This window comes from Pantoea sp. YU22, assembly GCF_003970755.1.
Classification (GTDB): Bacteria; Pseudomonadota; Gammaproteobacteria; order Enterobacterales; family Enterobacteriaceae; genus Pantoea; species Pantoea piersonii.
In genome coordinates, this window is record NZ_RYDU01000001.1 from 99225 (window position 1) to 119910 (window position 20686).

Sequence of the window (20686 nt, forward strand, 5' to 3'; positions counted from 1 at the left end):
AAAGCTGTTAGTGAATAAGCGCCTACTAACAGAGAGATCACTCGACACCGCCACACTGCAATACGGCATCGTCAAGTCCGCCTCACGCAGGTCAAAAGTCACTTTTAAAAAGCAGTACCCGAATGTGGTAAACCAACAGAACCAGGAAGGCAACAGCTTCTTACTCCCGCCAGCCCACCAATAAAAAAGCCCGCACAGGCGGGCTTTTTCAATTTCACAGTTAACAGCCTTTACGAAGGGTTATTTACTGGGGCCGGAGCGGGGGCAGCGGCTGGCTGCGCCTGCTGCGCGGCATCAGGATTGGCAACGCTGGCGCCCTGCGGCGTAACCGGCGTCATCGGCTCCTCTTTAGGCTGTGCGTTCGGCGCTTCCGGCACTTCGGTCGGCGCAGTCTGCACGCTGTCAGCAACGCCGTTCACTTTAGTCGGCATACCGGTACGATTCTGAATCGCCGCGTTGACCTGATCCTGGCTGACGCTGGCGTCAGTGATCACTTTGGTCACCGCAGAGGTCAGGGTAATCGGCACCACTTCGCGGGAGTTAAACTGCTCTTCGGTAGTGGAGAGCGGGTTATGCACCTCTACATAGCGCGAACCGTCCGGCTCCACCGTTGCTTTGACCGGCTGATCGATAAACTGCACGCGCGTGCCGACCGGCACGTTGTCGAACAGCCATTTGATATCGTCGGCGCGCAGACGTACGCAGCCGTGGCTGACGCGCAGGCCAATACCGAAGTTGGCGTTGGTGCCGTGAATGGCGTAGAGACGACCGATATAGAGCGCGTAGAGGCCCATCGGGTTGTCCGGACCGGCCGGGAACACTTCCGGCAGATTCTCGCCGCGCGAGGCGTACTCAGCATGCATCGCTTTGGTCGGCGTCCAGGTCGGACCCGCTTTCTTGCGCTGCACCGTGGTGGTCCAGTTAACCGGCGTATCTTTGCCTAATTCGCCGATGCCGATCGGCAGAACCACAACGGTTTTAGTGCCTTTCGGATAGTAGTAGAGACGCATTTCCGCGCTGTTGATCACGATGCCTTCGCGCGGGGCGTCAGGCAGGATCAGCTGCTGCGGAACGATCATCTTTTTGCCTGCCTGCGGCAGGTAGACATCCATGCCCGGATTGGCTTCCAGCATATTGCTGAGGCCCATCTGGTACTGCGCCGCAAAAGCTTCCAGCGGCAGCTTGTTGTCCTGAGGGACGGTAATCTCAATATTTTGCCCAATCAGACGGCTGTTGGCGGCTGGTAAGGGGTAAACTACAGCGAAGGCGGACTGGCTGAATGCTGCCAGCGCCAGAGCCATTGAAGCGAACGCGCGAATCATTTTCATATTTTACAAATCGTTATGGCCTGTTAGCAGGCTTGTCAGTTTATCGAACCCGTACCGGTCAGCGTGGCCGGCTGCACATTATATGGGCATTGTTTCGATGTTGTGAATCAGGATTTTAGCAGCCATCGCAGACTTTAGGTAACCGACTGTGTTATCGGGCCTCCTTGCCCTGATAAGGGAACCGGTCAGGGTTGCCATAAGGTCACTTCGCCGCTCAGTTTACGATTGAGAAAAAAGGCGGCGCTGATCAGGGCCAGATGGGTCAGCGCCTGCGGCATATTGCCCAGCGCGCGGCCGTGATTGTCGAACTCCTCGGCATATAATCCCAGCGGATTGGCGTAGCTCAGCAGTTTCTCGAACTCGAAATGCGCCTCGTGGATGCGTCCGGCGCGCGCCAGACATTCTACATACCAGAACGAACAGGCGGCAAAAGAGCCTTCCGAGCCAGTCAGGCCGTCGGCGGGCGTCTCATCAATGTTGTAGCGGCGCACCATACCGTCGCTTACCAGCTCGCGCTTGATGGCGTCGAGCGTCGCCAGCCATTCCGGATCGGTGGCGCCGACGAAGCGCACCAGCGGCATCAGCAGCATTGAGGCGTCAAGATGGTTGCCGTGACGCGTCGAAACGAAGTGGCCGCGTTCGGCGTTCCAGAAGTTTTGCCAGATATCGGCGCGGATCTCGCTGCGCGCCTTATCCCATCGCGCATAGGGCATCGGCAGCGAACGTTTCATGCCAAGGCGCAGCGCACGATCCAGCGCCACCCAGCACATCAGCCGCGAGTGAAGAAAGTGCTCCGGCTCGCCGCGCATTTCCCAGATACCGGCATCGGGCTGGTTCCAGCTTTCGCTCACCATATCGATCATCTGCGCAACGTGTTGCCAGCCGCGTTCTGAGATCGCTTCGCCATACTTATTCGCCAGATAGACCGCATCCATTAGCTCGCCGTAAATATCGAGCTGCGTCTGCTGCCAGGCGTCGTTGCCGATGCGTACCGGCCGCGACTCGGCGTAGCCGGAGAGGTTAAGCAGTTCGATCTCATGCAGTTCGATGCCGCTGTCGAGACGATACATCACCTGCAGACGCATCTCGTCGTGGTGGCTGTTCTCGACGCAGCGGCCAACCCAGCGGGTAAAGTTTTTCGCTTCGTCCACATAGCCGAGGCGCATCAGCGCATACATGCTGAACGAGGCGTCACGTATCCAGGAGGCGCGATAGTCCCAGTTGCGCACGCCGCCCAGCTCTTCCGGCAGGCCGAAGGTGGCGGCGGCGGCGATAGAGCCGTGCTGGCTGGAGGTGAGCAGCTTCAGCGCCAGCGCCGAGCGCTGCACCATCTCCTGCCAGCGTCCGTTGTAGTTGCTTTTTTTACTCCAGCTTCGCCAGTAGTTGATGGTTCCTTCGAAGCAGGTTTCAGTGTCGACGGCGTTAACGCGCTCATCTTCCTGATTGCCGAATTCAAACTCGACGTGCTCGCCCGACTTGAGTTCAAAATGCGCCGTGGCGGCGTGCGCTTCGCAGGTCAGCGGCACCGTGGCGGCGAGGCGCAGCGTGGGCTGGTTCTCCGCATAAAAGTCGATGCAGTCGCCTTCTGCCTGCGCGCGGGTTTTGGCACGCGCATAGTCATGACGCGGCGCGCAGCGCATCCTGAACCAGGCGGTGCCGCGCACCATTTTGACCCGTCGAATCAGGCGCGGCAGCTTTTTCGCGTCGTCGCAGATCGGCATATAGTCGGTGATTTCCGCGACGCCCTCCGCGCCCAGCCAGCGCGTCTGAAGAATATTGGTGTCTGGCAGATAGAGCTGCTGCCGACGCACATTTTTCCACTCCGGCGCGAGTGAAAAGAGTCCCGCGTCGTCGCTGTCGAGCAGCGCGGCGAATACCGACGGGCTGTCGAGCGCAGGCCAGCAGAGATAGTCGATGGTGCCGTCGTTCGCCACCAGCGCACAGGTGCGCAGATCGCCAATGATGCCGTGATCTTCAATCGGGCGTTTTATTTTGCTCATCCTCATCTCCGTAGCGGGCACTCATTTAACTATAGACAAAGCGGCATCAGGGCCGCGGCTGGACATAACGGGATTGCTTCTATACTTCACCTTACCCGACATCCTGAGGAAGCAACCATGACCACATCAGAGAATAAAGTCGCCGTCGTCACCGCATCTGACTCCGGCATCGGCCGCGCCAGCGCGCTGATGCTGGCGGAGCAGGGCTACGATCTCGGCATCACCTGGCGTTCCGATGAGGAGGGCGCGAAAGAGACCGCGCGTCTGGTGCGTGAAAGAGGCCGTCGCGCCGAAATCATTCACCTCGATCTGGCCGATCCACAGGAGGGCGGCCGTTCGCTTTCAGAGCTGATCTCCCGACTTGGCCGTATTGACGCGCTGGTGAATAACGCAGGCGCGAACGCCAAATCTGAATTCCTTGATACCCCGTTTGAGGAGTGGCGCAAGGTGTTCAATGTCGACGTCGACGGCGCCTTTGTCTGCGGTCAAATCGCCGCGCGCAAAATGGTGGAGCAGGGCGCTGGCGGACGCATCATCAATATCACCTCGGTGCATGAGCACACGCCGCTACCCAACGCCGTCGCCTACACGGCGGCGAAGCACGCCATGGGCGGCCTGACCAAATCGATGGCTATTAGCCTGATTAAACACAATATTCTGGTGAATTCCGTGGCGCCCGGCGCTATTGCCACCCCGATGAACAATATGGGCGACGGCGATGCGCAGAGGGTTAAAACGCCGGAGATCCCTATTGGACGCCCTGGCGACGTGCGCGAGATCGCCAGCCTTGTGGCCTGGCTCTGCTCGGAGTGGGCCAGTTATACCACCGGACAATCCTTTATCGTCGATGGCGGTTTTATGCTGGCCAATCCGCAGTTTTACGGCGGGAAAGATATCTAACCGGCGCGGCGGTTGTTCCAGCGGCGGATCACCCAGCGCAGCGCGAAAGCGAAGACGACCGCCGCAACCAGCCACAGAACATGTTTCAGGTGCTGATCGAGCTTGTGCAGCCAGGGGGCGATGACGCCGCCGGCAAAGTAGCCCAGGGCGACGAAGATCGTCGCCCAGATCGCGGCGCCGATAATATTCAGCACCAGAAATTTCAGCGGCTTCAGGTGGCTGGCACCGATAATAATCGGGCCGATGATACGAAAGCCGTACATAAAGCGTACGCCGATAACAAACAGGCTGGGATGACGCTGGATCAGCCGGTTAGCCTTGACGACCTTGTCCTGATGCTTCTTCAGCTTACGCAAAATTTTCGTGCCATAGCGACGGCCAATCCAGTAGAGCAGCTCATCACCAATCACGCCGCCCGCCATGGCCGCCAGCACCACGCCGACAAAGTTCAGTAATCCCTCATGCGCCGCCACGCCGCCCAGCAGAGTAAAGGTTTCGCCTTCGGCGATACAGCCGATAAGCAGCGCCAGATAGCCATACTGCGTAATTAATCCGTTGATATCGAAATGCAAAAGTAAACTCCCTGTTCTGTCCGCGGTTAATACATTCTATACCGCTTCGGCCGATCATTCCGGCTGGCTTAGGCCACAGCGACTATTTTTTGTCGATTAACCGCCTGCTGGCTACAAAAGCAGCAACGCCGTTTATACTTGAGGTGATGCTGCCTGAGGGGTCAGCGACGTGGATTCTGGGCAGCCTGTCGCATCTGCGAGGTGATTATATGAACCATGTCTGGGGTCTTATGGCGCATCCCGATCGGGAAATGCGCGATATCAAGCAAGAAAATGAGAGCGTTTCGCACCATTACACCCACCACGTTCTGCTGATGGCGGCGATCCCGGTGATCTGCGCCTTTATCGGCACAACGCAGCTGGGCTGGAACCTGGGCGAAGGGCGCTTTGTTCAGCTAAACCTGTTGACCGGGATTGCGCTCGGCATCCTGTTTTATCTGCTTATTCTGGGCGGCGTAGCGGTAATGGGCCGCGTCATTCACTGGATGGCGCGCGACTATCCGCAGCGGCCCAGCATGCAGCGCTGTACGGTATTCGCCGGTTATGTCGCCACGCCGCTCTTTTTAAGCGGCATCGTGGCGCTCTATCCGCTGGTCTGGCTCTGCGTGCTGATTGGCGCGCTGGCGCTGGTGTACACCGGCTATCTGCTTTATATCGGCATTCCGCTGTTCCTCAATATCGACCGTGACGAAAGTCTGCGCTTCTCCGGATCGACGCTGGCGATCGGCGTGCTGGTATTTGAGGTGCTGCTGGCGCTGACCGTGGTGCTGTGGGGTTACGGGCCGCGACTGTTCTAAATCAGCGTCAAATCAAGCCGGTAAGGGAACGATTTGGCTTAAACCGCAAAACGTCCTGCGACAGCGCTGTCGCAGGACGTTTTTTTTAACGCTCAGAAACATTCTCACCAGGAAATTTCTTACGCTTCCGCGTATTATGCTGCTGCCAGCCCCCGCGTGGTCGGCTCTGCGGCGGGCGGCCTGTGTACAACACGGCGTAATATTTTAATCGGTACTTTTTTATAAGATGCCTGTAACCATTCGCTATTCACTGCTTTCGCTGGCGCTGCTGTTCGGTGGCCAGGCGGCTATTGCGCCCGCGCAGGCGGCTACGTCTCTTTCTCAGCTCGCGCCGGTCGCCGAGCCGCAAATCGCCTCGGGCAGCGCGATGATCGTCGACCTTAATACCGGTAAGGTGCTTTTCTCCAGCCATCCCGATCGCGTTCGGCCTATCGCCTCTATCACCAAGCTGATGACGGTGATGGTGGCGCTCGATGCGAAGCAGTCGCTGGATGAGCGAATTTCGGTGGATATCAGCCATACGCCAGAGATGCGCGGCGTCTTTTCCCGCGTCAAACTCAACAGCGAAATCAGCCGCCGCAATATGATGCTGCTGGCGCTGATGTCCTCAGAGAACCGCGCGGCGGCCAGTCTGGCGCATCACTATCCCGGCGGCTACGACGCCTTTATCCGCGCCATGAACGCCAAAGCGCGCGCGCTGGGCATGACGCATACGCGCTACGTCGAGCCGACCGGCCTGTCGATTCATAACGTCTCCAGCGCGGAAGACCTGGTTAAGCTGCTGCGCGCGACGCGCGACTATCCGCTGCTGGGCCAGCTGAGCACAACCAAAGAAGAGACCGCGGTCTTCACCCACCCGAGCTATGCGCTGCCGTTCCGCAACACCAACCATCTGATCTATAAAAATGACTGGCGCATTCAGCTGACCAAAACCGGCTATACCGATGAGGCGGGTCACTGCCTGGCGATGCGCACCCTGATCAATAACCGGCCGGTGGCGCTGGTGGTGCTGGATGCGTTCGGCAAATATACCCATTTCGCCGACGCTAACCGCCTGCGCGACTGGCTGCTGACCGGCAAGGCTGCGCCAGTGCCAGCGGCGGCGCTGGCCTATAAGAAACAGAAAGCCGGGCAGGTGGCGAGCAACGCCCGCAGCGGCAGCGCGGTGGAATAATCCTTTACCGGCGTCCGCCAGCGCGGACGCCGAAACCCGGCTCGACGAGAACGGCCAGCATTCCTATAGTTTCCCGGTGCGCCTGGCCCTACACTACGCGCGAACGCGATGGTCGATCGCCTGAATTTGTGCTGGAACCCCACTCTTATGTTTAAGTTACGCTCCTTTTTCGCGCTGTTGATGCTGCTGGCGGTGGCCCTGTTCCCCGCCCGGAGCCAGGCAGACGATGATGCGGCTGATGCCGCGCAACAAACCGACGTCGCGGCTAAAGTGAACGCGGCGGTTGAACTGCCGAAAATGCAGAAAGTTCTCGACAAGATCAAAGGTCAGGTGTCGGGACAGACCAATGAAAACCAGCTGACACAGCTCAACGAGATGGCGCTGGAGCTGTCGGGCAGCGCTGATACGCTCGCTCAGGCGCTCCAGCCGCAGCGTCAGCAGCTCGACGCGCAGCTGGCGGTGCTGGGCCCTGCGCCCAAAGCGGACAGCGGCGTAAAAGAGACGCCGGAAGTCACCCGCAAACGCAGCTCGCTGGAGAGCCAGAAGGGCAAGCTGGACGATCAGATCAAGCAGGCGGATGGCATTAAAAACAGCGCGCTGATGCTCTCGTCGCAGATCACCAACCTGCGCCGCGATCTGATGAAAACCCAGCTGGCGCTCAACTCCGGCAGTATTTTCGGGCCGCGCTTCTGGGCGCCGCTGTTTGTGAAACAGGATCTTGATAACGAGAAGATCAACGACTTCCTGCAGGATTTAAAAGATACCGCCGCGCTGTCGTGGGAGCCGGGCTACCGTTTCGGCACCGTCGCCTGGCTGCTGGCGGCGATGCTGGTGATGACGCTGGGGCGTCGCTACGGCGAAGAGTTTCTTGCCTGGATCAGCATTCACAAGATGCCGGAAGGGCGGCTGCGCCGCAGCTTCCTCGCGGCGACCATCGCGCTGACCACGCTGGCGGCGGTGGTGTTGACCTTTAACTTCACCGCGCTGGCGTTCGCGCGCCGCGATGAAGTCTCCGGCGACGTGCAGGATTTTGTGGTCAGCCTGGTGAAGCTCAGCGTCTTCTGCGGCCTTATCGCCGGTCTGGGACGCGCCTTTCTCTCTACGCGTCGGCCAAGCTGGCGTCTGCCTGCCATCTCCAGTGAAGTGGCGATGGCGCTGAAGCCGTTCCCGCCGATTACCGCCGCGCTGGTCTTTATTTTCCAGACGGTAGAGAACTTTAACTACACCGTCGGCACCAGCCTGAACACCACTATTTTCGCCAATGGCCTGACGGCGCTGCTGATCGGCAGCACCGCTCTGGCGATCAGCATGCGCACCAACCGCGTGCGCCGCCGCATGGTGCACGAGGGCAACCCGCCGGAAGTGCGCTCCACGCTGGTGGGGCTGATTCAGATGGCGCTGACGCTGACGGCGGTTGCCATTCTGCTGTCGCTGATTATCGGCTACGTGACGCTGGCGCGCTTCCTGAGCTATGAGGTGGTGTGGTGCGGCATTCTGTTCGGCTCCTTCTACTTCCTTAGCCATCTGATTAACGACGGCTGCGAAAACCTCTTTTCCGTTAACAGCCTGACGGGAAGGCGGCTGCAAACGTCGCTGAATATCGACGAGCGCCATCTGCAGCAGGCGGCGACGCTGCTGGCCGCGCTGGGTAAAACCCTGCTGATCGGCTTTGTCGCGCTGGCGCTGCTTAACGGCACCTTCGCCTCGTCGACACCGATCGAGCTGCTGCAAAAAGCGATTGAGTTCTGGGGCGGTAAGGGGCTGGAGTCGCTGAACATCGTGCCGGCGCACATGGTCAACGCCATTATCTGTCTGGTGGTGGGCATCTATGTGCTGCGCCGGGTGCGCCGCTGGCTCGACAGCGACTTCCTGCCGAAAACCACCATGGACGCCGGCATGCGCGTGTCGCTGGTGACGCTGTTCAGCAATATTGGCTTTGTGCTGGTGATCCTGCTGACGCTCTCGGTTATGGGCCTGCAGTGGAACAAGCTGGCATGGATCGTCAGCGCGCTGTCGGTCGGTATCGGTTTTGGTTTGCAGGAGATTGTGAAGAACTTTATTTCCGGCCTGATCCTGTTGACCGAACGCCCGGTGAAGGTGGGCGATCTGGTGACCATTAGCGGTATCGAAGGCGATATCCGCCGCATCAACGTGCGCGCCACCGAAATCCAGCTTGGCGACAAGTCGACGGTCATCGTGCCGAACTCGCAGTTTATCTCGCAGAACGTGCGTAACGCCACCATGGGCAACGCGCAGGGCGTAGTGACCATCATGCTCACTTTCCCGCTCAATATCGATCCGGTGCGAGTGCGCGAGCTGCTGCTGGAGGTCTATAACGAGAACGAACGCATTCTCGAGACGCCGGAACCCTCGGTCTCCTTTAAGGATCTCACGCCGCAGGGCATCGTGCTGAGCGTTACCGGCAACGTCGCCAGCCAGCGTCAGATTGCGGGCGCGAAAAGCGATCTGCTGTTCGATATCCTGACGCGACTGCGTAAAGAGGGCATCGTACTGTCGACGCCGCAGACCATGATTATTGAGCGTCGCCAGCAAATCGCGGAGCAGGAAGCGGATCCGCTGTCCTGATGGTTTAAGGTTATTGAGCCTGCGAAAGCGCCGGTAGCATGGGCAGAAGAGCAAAGCGACTCGCGCCAGGGACGGCGCGAGATGAACGAGCAAGAATCTCTTAAACGACTTTGCGTTCTGACCATGCTACCGACGCGAGTAGGCCTGCCATAGCCGCCTGTTTTAAAACTGCTTCACCGCCCAGCCTTTCTGCTTGCTGGTTTTGCCAATGCCCGGATTAAAGGTATTGGTAGGATCGAGCTGACGATAAAAGTCCGCCAGCTGCGGCTTCGCCTGATAGAGATGCCCGACATTATGTTCCGCCGGATACTCCGCGCCGCGCGCCTCTAAAATCGCCAGCATCTGCTCTTTCAGCGCATGCGCGTCCACCCCTTTTTTCACAATGTAATCCTGATGGAAAACGTGGCAGAAGAAGTGGCCGTAATAGAGACGATGGATCAGCGACTGGGTAATCTCCGGCGGCAGGGTTTCAAACCAGTCGCGATCGTTGCGGCGCAGCGCAATATCGAGCGCCAGGATATCCTCTACCTCGTCGGCGTGCACCGCGTGGTAGCGCACCGCCGCGCCTGCTGCGGCAAAACGATGTAAAAAGGCGTGCGCGCCCTCTTTGCCTTCACACTCGAAAAACTCGCCGCCGCCTTCGTGGAAATAATCTTTCAGATACTCGCGCGCTTCCTCGACGCCCGCACCGGACATCTTCAGCAGCAGATGATGCGCATATTTATCGCGGTACTGCTTCATGCGCTTCGGCAGGTGCGCCGGGAACAGGGTGCTAATGCGCTGCAGCAGACGGTCGGTAAAGTGCGGCTTAACGAAGCTCAGCTTCGCCAGCCAGGCGTCGACGCGCCCCTTCAGCGTAAAGAACAGTGGCATCTTGTCGGTGCCGAGCTTGTCGATCATCAGAAACGTATCTTTGCCGTAGACTTCGGCGATGTCATACATATCGCGATGCATATATTCGGCCGCCACCGGCAGCTGGGTAAAGTGGGCCAGGATATGGCGGCGGATATCGCTCAGCACCGCCGGATCGTTGGTGCCGATATAGAACACCTGCTGCTGCGGTTCGCAGGGGAAAGTGTCCAGCCGCACCGCGAATACCGCCAGCTTGCCCGCACAGCCGGATGCCTCAAACAACCGGCGCGCATCGGCATTGAAGCGCGCTGGCGTATCGGCGTCCACGTGACGTACGCGATCGGCATAGTCAGGGTCGGAGGCGTGACGCCCGTCGTGCTGCACATCCTCCGGACGCCAGCGCTCATCATCGAGCCTGCCCAGAATCTCTTCCGGCGACGTGCCGAGAGCGATGCCGAGATGGTTTACCAGCTTCAGCTTGCCTTGCTCATCGACCTGAGCAAACAGCGCCATCTCGCTATAGGCCGGGCCGCGCTTGATCAGCGAGCCGCCGGAGTTATTGCAGACGCCGCCCAGCACCGAGGCGCCGATACAGGAGGAGCCGATAACCGAATGCGGCTCGCGATTAAGCGGCTTCAGCGTTTTTTCCAGCTGATAAAGGGTGCTGCCTGGGAAAGCCAGCACCTGCCTGCCATCATCGATAAGCTGCAGCTTATCGAGACGTCGCGTGCTGATAATCACCACCGGCCGATCGTAGTCGTTGCCGTTGGGCGTCGATCCTTCCGTCAGGCCCGTATTGGCCGCCTGCATCAGAATAATGGCGTCGGCGCTGACCAGGGTTTGCAGCACGCGCCACATCTCCAGTAGCGTACCGGGAAACACCACGGCCAGCGCGTCGCCCTCGCCGGAACGAAAGCCTTTGCGGTAGCGTGCGGTTTGCTCTTTGTCGGTCAGCAGATGAGAGGCGCCAACGTGGCGGCGCAGGTCGGTGAGTAAAGCGGAATGAGACGCTGAGTGGATCATGTGCAACTCCTTGTCATGACATGGCGCCCTTACTGTAGCACGTCAGTGAAAAGCAGGCGGCAGTGTGACGCTAACGGCTACCTGCTATCCTGAACTTGTGGCACACTGCCGCCTGTTTATTCGATATTGCGCAGTCACTTAAGAGAACCCAACCTGATGAAATGGATTTACTCTGTTAGTCTCGCTGTCTCACTCGCTCTGCAACCCGCGCTAGCCGAAGAGCTGACTGGACCCCATCCCATGAACGCCCAGGCGCGCGACGCTTTTGTTAACCAGCTTCTGACCAAAATGACGCTGGACGAAAAAATCGGCCAGCTCAGGCTAATCAGCGTGGGGCCGGACAACCCGAAAGAGGCGATTCGCGACATGATCCAGAAAGGTCAGGTCGGCGCGATTTTCAATACCGTGACGCGCCAGGATATCCGCGCCATGCAGGATCAGGTGATGAAGCTCAGCCGCCTGAAAATTCCGCTCTTTTTTGCCTATGACGTGGTACACGGTCAGCGCACTATCTTTCCCATCCCGCTTGGGCTCGCCGCCAGCTGGGATCTGGACGCAGTAAGCGAAGTCGGGCGCGTCTCTGCTTATGAAGCCGCCGACGATGGCCTGAACATGACCTGGGCGCCGATGGTAGACGTCAGCCGCGAACCGCGCTGGGGCCGTATCTCCGAAGGATTCGGCGAAGACACCTGGCTCTCCTCGCAGATGGGCAGCACCATGGTGAAGGCGATGCAGGGCAAAAGCCCCGCCGATCGCTATGCGGTGATGACCAGCGTCAAACACTTCGCCGCCTATGGCGGTATCGAAGGCGGCCGCGACTACAATACCGTCGACATGAGCTCGCAGCGCCTGTTCCAGGACTATCTGCCGCCTTATAAAGCCTCGCTGGATGCCGGCAGCGGCGGCGTAATGGTGGCGCTCAACTCCCTTAACGGCGTGCCCGCCACGGCGGACAGCTGGCTGCTGAAAACGGTGCTGCGCGACGAATGGAAATTCAAAGGCATCACCATCAGTGACCACGGCGCGATTAAAGAGTTGCTCAAGCACGGCGTGGCGAGCGATCCCGAAGATGCGGTGCGCGTCGCCCTGAAGTCGGGCATCGACATGAGCATGAGCGACGAGTACTACAGCAAATATCTGCCGGGCCTGGTGAAGAGCGGGGCGGTCAGCATGGCGGAGATCGACGATGCGGCGCGCCATGTGCTCAATGTGAAATATGATATGGGACTGTTCAACGATCCCTACAGCCATCTTGGTCCCAAAGAGAGCGATCCGCAGGATACCAATGCGGAAAGCCGCCTGCACCGCGCGGAAGCGCGCGACGTGGCGCGCAAAAGCATTGTTCTGCTGAAAAACCGTCTGGAGACGCTGCCGCTGAAGCGCGCCGGCACTATCGCGCTGATTGGCCCGCTGGCGGACAGCCAGCGCGACATTATGGGCAGCTGGTCGGCGGCGGGCGTGGCGAAACAGTCGATTAGCCTGCTGCAGGGCATGCGCAATGCGACCGCGGGCAAAGCGACGCTGCTCTATGCCAAAGGTGCCAACATCAGCGACAACAAAGGTGTCCAGAACTTCCTCAACCTCTATGAGCAGGCGGTCTCGGTTGACGCGCGCACGCCGCAGGCGATGATTGATGAGGCGGTAGAGAAAGCGAAGCAGGCGGACGTGGTGGTCGCGGCGGTCGGCGAGGCGCAGGGCATGGCGCACGAGGCCTCCAGCCGCAGCGAGATCTCTATTCCGGCCAGCCAGCAGAAGCTGCTGGCGGCGCTGAAGGCCACCGGCAAGCCGCTGGTGATCGTGCTGATGAACGGCCGACCGCTGACGCTGGTTAACGAAGATCGTATGGCGGATGCGCTGGTGGAAACCTGGTTCAGCGGTACGGAAGGGGGCAACGCTATCGCTGACGTCCTGTTCGGCGACTACAACCCGTCCGGCAAGCTGCCGATCACCTTCCCGCGCTCGGTAGGGCAGATCCCGCTGTACTACAACCATCTGCCGACCGGACGGCCTTACAACTTCGCCAAACCGAACAAATACACCTCGCACTACTATGATACGGTAAACGGCCCGCTCTATCCTTTTGGCTATGGACTGAGCTACACCCGCTTCAGCGTCTCGCCGGTGAAAATGTCAGCGCCAACGATGCCGCGCAATGGCACGGTAGAGGCGAGCGTCACGGTGACCAACACCGGCGACCGCGACGGGGCGACGGTGGTGCAGATGTACCTGAACGATCCGGTCGCCTCCATCAGTCGTCCGGTACGCGAACTGCGCGGCTTTAAGCGGATTATGCTGAAAGCGGGCGAATCGCAGACGGTGAGCTTCAAGATCGACGTGGATGCGCTGAAGTTCTGGAACCAGCAGATGCAGCAGGTGGCAGAACCCGGTAAGTTCCGGGTGATGATCGGGCTTGACTCTGTACGTACCCAGAACGCGCAGTTCGACTATCTGTAATCATGCGCGATACCCTTCTTCCGGCTTTGCCGTCGGAAGAAGGGGAAGCGCGCCTGAACTGGCCGCACCCTTATGAACAGCATCCGCAACCGTATCCAGAACCAGGTTTTCCGCGTTAACGGCCTGGCGCTTAATGAGTTCGATATTTCACAGCCGCCCGGCGATCCCGGCCTGTTTGGCCCGGACAGCGTCATCTGGCGCGTACACGGCGACTTTCCCTCTATGTTGTGCGGCGGCATCAGCGCTTTGCTGCTGCAGATGCTGCATCCTTCCGCGCTGGCGGGCGTCTGGGATCACTCTAACTTTCGCCAGGATATGCTGGGCCGTCTGCGCCGCACCAGCCAGTTTATCGCCGTCACCACCTTCGGCAATCGCCATGATGCGAACCTGCTGATTGAGCGGGTCAAAAATATTCATCTACGCGTCAGCGGCGTCGACAATTACGGACAGCCCTATGCCGCCAGCGATCCGCATCTGCTTACCTGGGTGCACGTTGCCGAAACCAGCGCCTTTCTCGCCGCCCATCTGCGCTTTAAAAATCCGCAGCTCAGCCTGGCGGAGCAGGATCGCTATTACCGGGAAGCGGCGCAGATCGCCGAAGCGCTGGGGGCAACAGCAGTGCCGAAAAGCGTCGAGGCGGTGGCGCGCTATCTGCAAGGCATGCGTGGCGAGCTGCGCTACGACGAGCGCACCGCAGAGGTGACCCGACTGCTGCGCGAGGCGCCCGCGCCGGGCTGGCAGGCGAAACCGGCAATGAAAGTCATGTTGAAATCGGGCATGGCGCTGCTGCCAGACTGGGCGCAGCAGATGTCGGGCTATCGTTTCAGCCCGCTGTCACGCGCGCTGCTCGATGCCGAAATGCGGCTGCTGGCGAAAACGCTGCGCTGGTCGATTACGCGCGGCGCATACCATCGCGCCATGCTGCGTATGGGACGCCAGCCTTAACGGCTTCTTAACGTTTCACCCGCGTTAGCCTGCCCGTCGCAGCGGAGCCGCTTAACTGCCCCGCGCCAGCAAAGGTAATAAAAGGTTAAGTATTAAATTCATCATGCGGCTGGGTGTAGCCGCGCGGCGTGCTCATCTGACGCTGTCGCGCTGCCCGACGCTGCTGGAAGTAGTGCGCCAGCAGGCCGATCCCGGCGCCGATTGCGCCCAGCGACGGCAGACTGAAGTAAAGATCGACAGGCAACAACACCAGCGCCGCCAGGCCCACCACAATCAGCGTCGCCGCCAGCGTAAGCCAGGTATAGCGATAAAGAAGCCAGAGAAAAAGCGCGAGAACCGCTAACTCGCGCCAGGCGAAATCGGGAACGGGCAGCATCATGCGCCTCCGAAAAAAAGGGTAGCCTGACCATAACATGCGGCTGCGTCTCAGAAACGCGAATAGATTTTCACCTGGCAGGCGGGCAATGCTTAAGCATCGTTGAGCATTTCCGCATCGGCCTGCGTGGCTCGCTTTACTTTTGCTTACCCTTGCGCAGTCGCGTTGCGCTGACTTTGAGAGTTTTACCCTTGTCTCACATGGCGGCAGTCCGGATCCTGCTCTAATCTCGGGGAAATGGATCCCTAAGCTTTGTCGAGGCGCTATGACTTACCAACCTCTGATTGCTGAGGTCCACAATCAGCAACATACTCTGACGGCGATTGTCGAGCAGGATGCGCGCACCGCTTACTTCTATATCTGGCCGACGGATCTGTTTCGCAGCCAGTACGCGGTGCGCGGCTGCTGGCTGCGCAATCTGCTGCCTGCGCCGGCGCAGGAGGATCGCGCTGCGATGGAGCAGGGCATCGCGCCGCTGCTCAGCGCCGAGTTCTGCCGCACCCTGGAGGCGGAGCCGCCGCTCGATCCCGCAGGCCTGCAGGTGTTATGGGAGCCGAGCGACGACGGCGCGGCGCTGTGGTATTGCGGTCAGCTGCTGGCGGTTATTCCTGGCTGGAGCCTCTACCAGGAGAAGCAGGTCAGCTTCTCCTCTGGCTGTATCAAAAAGAACCGGCTTACCGCCCCGCTCGGTTCCGCCTCCACCAACGACTACTACGCGCGCGCGGAACACCAGCGCCAGTTCTGGCGCGACTGGCACGACGGCAACGAGTGGGAGCGGGTGCAGCAGGCGCTGCTGCAGAGCTACCAGACGCAGTTCGGCGAGTCGGTAAAATATTACGCGATCGATCAGGGCAGCTGGCCGCCGATGGCGATCTCCCAGCACTGGCACCGCGGCACCTGGTATTTCCTCACGCTCGGCATGAGCATCCGTCCGATGCCGCAGGTCGATTACCTTTTCGACGAGCTGGCGCCGCAATATCGCCGTATCGAGCTGGCGATGGCGGTGGATGGCGAGGTGATGACCGAGGGCAACGCGGTGCAGATGGCGAGCGCGCTGGCGGAGTTCGCTCATCTTCCCTGGGCGCGCCTGACCTGGCTGGGCGAGGGCCATACGCTGGCGTCGGAAGTGGCGCCGGTCGGCTTTGACAGCTTCCTGTTGACCAACGCGCTGGCGGATGAGGCCGCGCAGTTTACGCTCTCCAGGCGCGACGGCGATCGGCCTAACCTGCTGTGGGCGACGCCGATCACCGAAGCGGAGCGCCAGTTCGCGCAGGCGAATGAACTGGGCGGCCAGCAGCTAACGGAGCTGCTGATGGCGGCGGGCAATAATCATATTTTCCGCCCGCGCCAGCAGGTGGTAGACAGCGAAATCTGACCTCGACGCGCTGTTAGCGCAGCGCGCCGCATCCCCGTTACTCACTAAATTATCGGCTCTGTCAACGAGTTGTTAAATTTGTGATCTCGCGCGCCTCAAGTTACTCCTGCCCGCGCCGTTAACCCTGATCAGGCAATCGCGCCGTTTCTGCCAGGGGAAAGCAGATGCTAAAAACAACACAATCCCGCTTCACTGCGGTTCTTGTCCTTTTTTTTCTCGTTCTGATGCTTATCACAGTCGTGGTGATTAAACAGTTTATCGCGCCGCAGTTAACCGCTAACCAGAGCCAGCTGGTGCGCGATCAGGTCGACGCGCTGGCGACTGGCATCGTAGAACAGATGAACCGCGTGCAGGCGCAGCAGCGCGCGATTACCGAGGGCGCAGGCGTGATGGAGAGCGCCGCCATTGATCAGCTGCTGCCTGCGCTGGTGAACCAGTATCAGGACAGCAACGTCTTCGGTGGCGGTATCTGGCCACTGCCTAATCGTCGCGATCCGGCAAAAGAGAAAGACAGCAGCTTCTTTGCGCGCAACGCCAGCAATCAGCTTCAGGTTAATACCTACTGGAACTCCGACGCCGCCGACAAATACTGGGAACAGCCCTGGTACAAAGATGGCATGGCCGCGCCTAAAGGGCAGTGCGCCTGGGCGAAAGCCTACCAGGACGCCGCCAGCCCGCAGCCGCGCACCAACTGCGCCATGGCGATCTACCGTGACGGCACCGTCTGGGGCGTCGCCACCATCGACGTCACCCTCGGCTTTTTCAACCACCTGGCGAAAGAGATGGGTGACGCCATTCAGGGGCGCGTGCTGATTGTCGAAGCTGACGGCAAAGTCGTGGGCAACGCCGCGCTGGTGGACGGTACGCCGAAGCTGGAGAATCTGAGCGATCTGCAGCTGCCGATGGCGGCGCCGCTGAAAGGCCTGCTGAGCAGCGCCGGCACGCAGCCGACTGAAACCACCTTTGACGGCGAGGATGGCGAACATACGCTGTTCCTGCAGTCTATTGCGGGCAGCCCGTGGTATCTGGCCAGCGATGTGCCGACCAGCCTGCTTACCGCGCAGGCGCACAGTATGCTGACGCGTCTCGGCCTGGTGCAGATCCCGCTGGCGGTCATACTGCTGCTGGTGCTGCTGGGCTTTATCCGTTCGATGATGCAGCGCCTCAACGTACTGCATCGCAATATCGACGCGCTGGCGCAGGGCGGGGCCGATCTGACCCAGCGCTTGCCGACCAGCAACAGCCCGGAATTCAACGCCGTGGCGCAGAGCTTTAACAACTTTATCAGCTATCTGCAGGGGCTGATGCGTCAGGTCGGCGACAGCGCGCTGGCGATTACCGCCGCTTCGCGCGAGATCGCCAGCGGCAACGCCAACCTCTCGTCACGCACGGAAGACCAGGCCAGCTCTATCGTCGAAACGGCCGCCTCTATGGAGCAGCTGACCGGTACGGTGCGCCAGAACGCCGACAACGCGACCCATGCCAACCAGCTGGCGGGCAATGCATCGCAGGTGGCGGCGCGCGGGACGGAAGTGGTGCGTCAGGTGGTGAGTACAATGGGCGAGATCCATCACTCCTCGCGCAAAGTTGTGGATATCATCAGCGTCATCGACAGCATCGCTTTCCAGACCAATATCCTGGCGCTGAACGCCGCGGTGGAAGCGGCGCGAGCAGGGGAGCAGGGGCGTGGCTTCGCGGTGGTCGCCTCGGAGGTACGCAATCTGGCGCAGCGTTCAGCCAACTCGGCGCGCGAAATTAAAAAGCTGATTGAGGAATCAGTGGCTAATATCGACGCGGGCAGCCAGCTGGTCGAACAGGCGGGTGAAACCATGGACGAGCTGATGCAGGGCGTCAGCAGCGTAACGACGCTGATGAGCGAAATCATGTCCGCCAGCCGCGAGCAGAGCATGGGCATTGAACAGGTCAACGTGGCGATCACCCAGCTCGACGGCACCACGCAGCAGAACGCCGCGCTGGTGGAACAGGTTTCCGCCGCCGCCCAGGCGATGGAGGAGCAGAGCGTCCAGCTGGAACAGGTAGTGCAAAGCTTCCGTCTGTAATCTTCACTCAGGGGCTCGCGCAGGCGGGCCCTCTCTTTTTTGCGGGAAACCGCACGAATTCACGCGGCATGAAACAGCAGGGATGTGCCAGAATAGCCAGGAGTTATCTTAAGGAACCCTCATGTCTGCTATCGAAGTTATTCTCGTCGATCATCTCGATCGTCCCACCGGTAAAATGGAAAAGCTGGAAGTGCATGAGAAGGGGTTACTGCATCGCGCGGTGACGGTCTACGTATTTAATTCGTCCGGCGAGCTGCTGCTGCAGCGCCGCGCCAGCGGCAAATATCACTGCGGCGGGCTGTGGAGCAATACCACCTGCGGCCACCCCTGTCCGGCGGAGCCGACTCAGCAGGCGGCGGAACGCCGTTTATTCGAAGAGATGGGGCTGGAACTGTCGCTGACCCCGGTGTTTGAGCTGAGCTACAATCTGCCGCTCAGCAACGGCCTGATCGAGCATGAGTATGGGCATGTTTACTTCGCCGTCAGCGATGACAAACCCACGCCCAATCCGCAGGAGGCGGACGACTGGTGCTATCGCTCCGTCAGTGAGATCCAGCGTGCAATGCTGGAGGAGCCGCAGCAGTTCACGCCCTGGTTTCTCTACACCTTTCCCCGTATTCCCGCCTATCTGAATGCGATGAGTATGCCAGCCTGAATAGCGGCTCGGACCTCTCCCAGACGGTCCTGAGCCGGTAAGCAGAAGAAGAACCGAATCCCGCCGCGGAAAAGAGGCGGGACGCGCGTTTTAACGCTCAGCAAAATCCTCTGCGTCCACATCATAGCCCGACGGCTCCCAGCGTATCGCCAGCAGCGCGAGCAGACCGACCAGCGGCGCAAGGAAAATCACCCAGAAGACGCCAGTACCAAGCGCGGCGACCAGCACCGGAAACAGAAACAGCGAGAGGGTGGAGCTGCCGCGCATCAGCGTCTGATTAAAACCGACGCCGACGCCGCGCAGCGAAGTGGGATAGCTGAGCGAGGCGAAGGTCATGGTATGCGAGCCGGGGCCGAAACCCTGGCCAAACAGGAACAGCGCCAGCATCGCAATAGCGATGCCCGCTTCCAGACCGCCTTCGGGACGACCAGTCAGCGCCAGCCCCAGCAGCGCCACACACTGGCAGGCGTAACCCGCCACCGACATCTTCCATGCGCCAAGACGCGGCACCAGCCGCACCGCCAGCACGCCGCCGACAAAGGCGAACAGCAGATTGAGCGCCAGCGACACCAGAATGGTGGTGAGCATCGACTGGGCGAAAAAGCTGGTGATAATCACCGGCAGGCCAAACGCCACTGCGTTATAGGCGAAGGAAGAGGCGACCGAGGTAATGGTCGCCAGCAGCGTGCGGCGCAGATAAACGCCCCGCAGCAGCGCGCCGTAGTTGCGCCAGCTGGCGCGGCGCGCAGGCTGGGTCGGCGTTGCCGCCGCATCCTCGGCCATCTGCGCATTGATGTTCCAGCCGCTGCGCAGAATCGCAGCCGCGCCTTTCAGGTCGCCCTGATTCGCCGCCCAGACCGGCGACTCGCTCATATAGCGGCTGCGGATAGCGATAATGATCAGCGCAGGCACCGCGCCGAACCCGAGGATTAAGCGCCACAGCCAGCCGGTGTGGCTCTCCGGCAGCACCCCATAGAGCAGCAGCACCAGCAGGTAAGAGATACTGATCGCCGCATACCAGGTGGGACACCACATCGCCACGCTGGCGGCCTTATTGCCCTGGCCGCGCAGGCGGGAAAACTCGGCGAGGAATGCCATCGCCACCGGCAGATCGATACCGACGCCCAGCCCCATTACGAAGCGTGCGCCGCCCAGCACATACTCATTGGGCGCGAAGGCGCAGGCGAGCGCCGCCACCACGAAAAAGAACATATCCGCCATAAATACGCGATAGCGGCCGATTTTATCGGTGAGATAGCCGCCAATTAACGCGCCGACAATGGCGCCAAAGGTAATGGCGGAGGCGACCATGCCGGTGCCGGTCGGCGTCAGGCTGAACTCGCGCGCTACATCCTTAATGCCAAACGCCAGCGCGCCGAGATCGTAAGCGTCGAGAAATACGCCGCCCAGCGCGATCGCCACCACGATGCGCGCATTATTGCGCGCGCCGTCGCCGCTATTGATCAGGCGAGAAACGTCCGCCGCGCTGCGGATCCACTGCGTTTCACCGTCGGGCTGGTTCCCTGTTAACGCCACATGGGCGGAAGATGAAGTGAGATCGGTCATAATGTTGTCTGTGATTATTGTGA

General features: G+C 60.1%; 15 protein-coding genes. 9 read left to right on the forward strand and 6 right to left on the reverse strand.

Going from position 1 to position 20686, the window contains the following annotated elements; all coding sequences use genetic code 11:
- Positions 1–230: 230 nt before the first annotated feature.
- Positions 231–1328, reverse strand: coding sequence for a L,D-transpeptidase family protein (locus EKL29_RS00530; protein WP_120451593.1), 1098 nt, complete (start codon positions 1326–1328; stop codon positions 231–233).
- A 185-nt stretch (positions 1329–1513) separates the two neighbouring features.
- Entirely contained in the window at positions 1514–3328 is a 1815-nt protein-coding gene (locus tag EKL29_RS00535; protein ID WP_126688577.1) for a glycoside hydrolase family 15 protein, read from the reverse strand.
- A 117-nt stretch (positions 3329–3445) separates the two neighbouring features.
- Between EKL29_RS00535 and EKL29_RS00540 the strand changes: the two genes are divergently transcribed.
- Positions 3446–4228: an SDR family oxidoreductase gene (locus EKL29_RS00540; RefSeq protein ID WP_120451597.1), complete on the forward strand. Its 783-nt coding sequence runs from the start codon at positions 3446–3448 to the stop codon at positions 4226–4228.
- Here EKL29_RS00540 and EKL29_RS00545 read toward each other — a convergent pair.
- On the reverse strand, positions 4225–4800 hold the full coding sequence (locus EKL29_RS00545; RefSeq protein ID WP_120451598.1) for a DedA family protein: 576 nt from the start codon (positions 4798–4800) through the stop codon (positions 4225–4227). The genes EKL29_RS00540 and EKL29_RS00545 overlap by 4 nt on opposite strands.
- A gap of 209 nt (positions 4801–5009) precedes the next feature.
- On the opposite strand from EKL29_RS00545, the gene EKL29_RS00550 reads away from it, so the two are divergent.
- From EKL29_RS00550 to EKL29_RS00560, 3 genes are all read left to right on the forward strand, one after another.
- Positions 5010–5597, forward strand: a complete 588-nt coding sequence (locus EKL29_RS00550; RefSeq protein ID WP_120452839.1) for a Yip1 family protein — start codon at positions 5010–5012, stop codon at positions 5595–5597.
- 226 nt (positions 5598–5823) lie between these two features.
- On the forward strand, positions 5824–6771 hold the full coding sequence (gene pbpG, locus EKL29_RS00555; RefSeq protein WP_120451600.1) for a D-alanyl-D-alanine endopeptidase: 948 nt from the start codon (positions 5824–5826) through the stop codon (positions 6769–6771).
- 147 nt (positions 6772–6918) lie between these two features.
- Complete coding sequence (locus EKL29_RS00560; RefSeq protein WP_120451602.1) at positions 6919–9357, forward strand: DUF3772 domain-containing protein; 2439 nt, start codon at positions 6919–6921, stop codon at positions 9355–9357.
- A gap of 162 nt (positions 9358–9519) precedes the next feature.
- Here the strand turns inward: EKL29_RS00560 and dld are convergent, their stop codons facing one another.
- On the reverse strand, positions 9520–11232 hold the full coding sequence (gene dld, locus EKL29_RS00565) for a D-lactate dehydrogenase (RefSeq protein WP_126688578.1): 1713 nt from the start codon (positions 11230–11232) through the stop codon (positions 9520–9522).
- 156 nt (positions 11233–11388) lie between these two features.
- On the opposite strand from dld, the gene bglX reads away from it, so the two are divergent.
- Together bglX and EKL29_RS00575 are read left to right on the forward strand one after the other, a co-directional pair.
- Positions 11389–13686 carry a beta-glucosidase BglX gene (gene bglX, locus EKL29_RS00570; protein ID WP_126688579.1) on the forward strand — a complete coding sequence of 766 codons (2298 nt, stop codon included), beginning with the start codon at positions 11389–11391 and terminating at the stop codon, positions 13684–13686.
- Positions 13687–13758: 72 nt separating this feature from the next.
- Positions 13759–14631: an oxygenase MpaB family protein gene (locus EKL29_RS00575; RefSeq protein WP_126688580.1), complete on the forward strand. Its 873-nt coding sequence runs from the start codon at positions 13759–13761 to the stop codon at positions 14629–14631.
- A gap of 85 nt (positions 14632–14716) precedes the next feature.
- On the opposite strand, the gene EKL29_RS00580 is transcribed toward EKL29_RS00575, so the two are convergent.
- Positions 14717–15010 carry a hypothetical protein gene (locus EKL29_RS00580; protein WP_179256402.1) on the reverse strand — a complete coding sequence of 98 codons (294 nt, stop codon included), beginning with the start codon at positions 15008–15010 and terminating at the stop codon, positions 14717–14719.
- A 262-nt stretch (positions 15011–15272) separates the two neighbouring features.
- Between EKL29_RS00580 and EKL29_RS00585 the strand changes: the two genes are divergently transcribed.
- From EKL29_RS00585 to idi, 3 genes are all read left to right on the forward strand, one after another.
- On the forward strand, positions 15273–16382 hold the full coding sequence (locus tag EKL29_RS00585; protein WP_126688581.1) for a suppressor of fused domain protein: 1110 nt from the start codon (positions 15273–15275) through the stop codon (positions 16380–16382).
- 164 nt (positions 16383–16546) lie between these two features.
- Positions 16547–18442: a methyl-accepting chemotaxis protein gene (locus EKL29_RS00590; protein WP_126688582.1), complete on the forward strand. Its 1896-nt coding sequence runs from the start codon at positions 16547–16549 to the stop codon at positions 18440–18442.
- Positions 18443–18563: 121 nt separating this feature from the next.
- Entirely contained in the window at positions 18564–19097 is a 534-nt protein-coding gene (gene idi / locus EKL29_RS00595; protein WP_120451616.1) for an isopentenyl-diphosphate Delta-isomerase, read from the forward strand.
- Between the two features lie 90 nt (positions 19098–19187).
- Here the strand turns inward: idi and EKL29_RS00600 are convergent, their stop codons facing one another.
- A complete protein-coding gene (locus tag EKL29_RS00600) occupies positions 19188–20663 on the reverse strand; it encodes an MFS transporter (RefSeq protein WP_126688583.1) in 1476 nt (491 codons plus the stop codon).
- Positions 20664–20686: the final 23 nt, after the last annotated feature.

Bases quoted from the DNA above. Each gene is read 5' to 3' on its own strand.
- EKL29_RS00530 (WP_120451593.1), bottom strand. From the start codon at position 1,328: ATGAAAATGATTCGCGCGTTCGCTTCAATGGCTCTGGCGCTGGCAGCA.
- idi (WP_120451616.1), top strand. From the start codon at position 18,564: ATGTCTGCTATCGAAGTTATTCTCGTCGATCATCTCGATCGTCCCACC.
- pbpG (WP_120451600.1), top strand. From the start codon at position 5,824: ATGCCTGTAACCATTCGCTATTCACTGCTTTCGCTGGCGCTGCTGTTC.
- EKL29_RS00540 (WP_120451597.1), top strand. From the start codon at position 3,446: ATGACCACATCAGAGAATAAAGTCGCCGTCGTCACCGCATCTGACTCC.
- EKL29_RS00550 (WP_120452839.1), top strand. From the start codon at position 5,010: ATGAACCATGTCTGGGGTCTTATGGCGCATCCCGATCGGGAAATGCGC.
- EKL29_RS00585 (WP_126688581.1), top strand. From the start codon at position 15,273: ATGACTTACCAACCTCTGATTGCTGAGGTCCACAATCAGCAACATACT.
- bglX (WP_126688579.1), top strand. From the start codon at position 11,389: ATGAAATGGATTTACTCTGTTAGTCTCGCTGTCTCACTCGCTCTGCAA.
- EKL29_RS00580 (WP_179256402.1), bottom strand. From the start codon at position 15,010: ATGATGCTGCCCGTTCCCGATTTCGCCTGGCGCGAGTTAGCGGTTCTC.
- EKL29_RS00535 (WP_126688577.1), bottom strand. From the start codon at position 3,328: ATGAGCAAAATAAAACGCCCGATTGAAGATCACGGCATCATTGGCGAT.
- EKL29_RS00600 (WP_126688583.1), bottom strand. From the start codon at position 20,663: ATGACCGATCTCACTTCATCTTCCGCCCATGTGGCGTTAACAGGGAAC.
- EKL29_RS00560 (WP_120451602.1), top strand. From the start codon at position 6,919: ATGTTTAAGTTACGCTCCTTTTTCGCGCTGTTGATGCTGCTGGCGGTG.
- dld (WP_126688578.1), bottom strand. From the start codon at position 11,232: ATGATCCACTCAGCGTCTCATTCCGCTTTACTCACCGACCTGCGCCGC.
- EKL29_RS00575 (WP_126688580.1), top strand. From the start codon at position 13,759: ATGAACAGCATCCGCAACCGTATCCAGAACCAGGTTTTCCGCGTTAAC.
- EKL29_RS00590 (WP_126688582.1), top strand. From the start codon at position 16,547: ATGCTAAAAACAACACAATCCCGCTTCACTGCGGTTCTTGTCCTTTTT.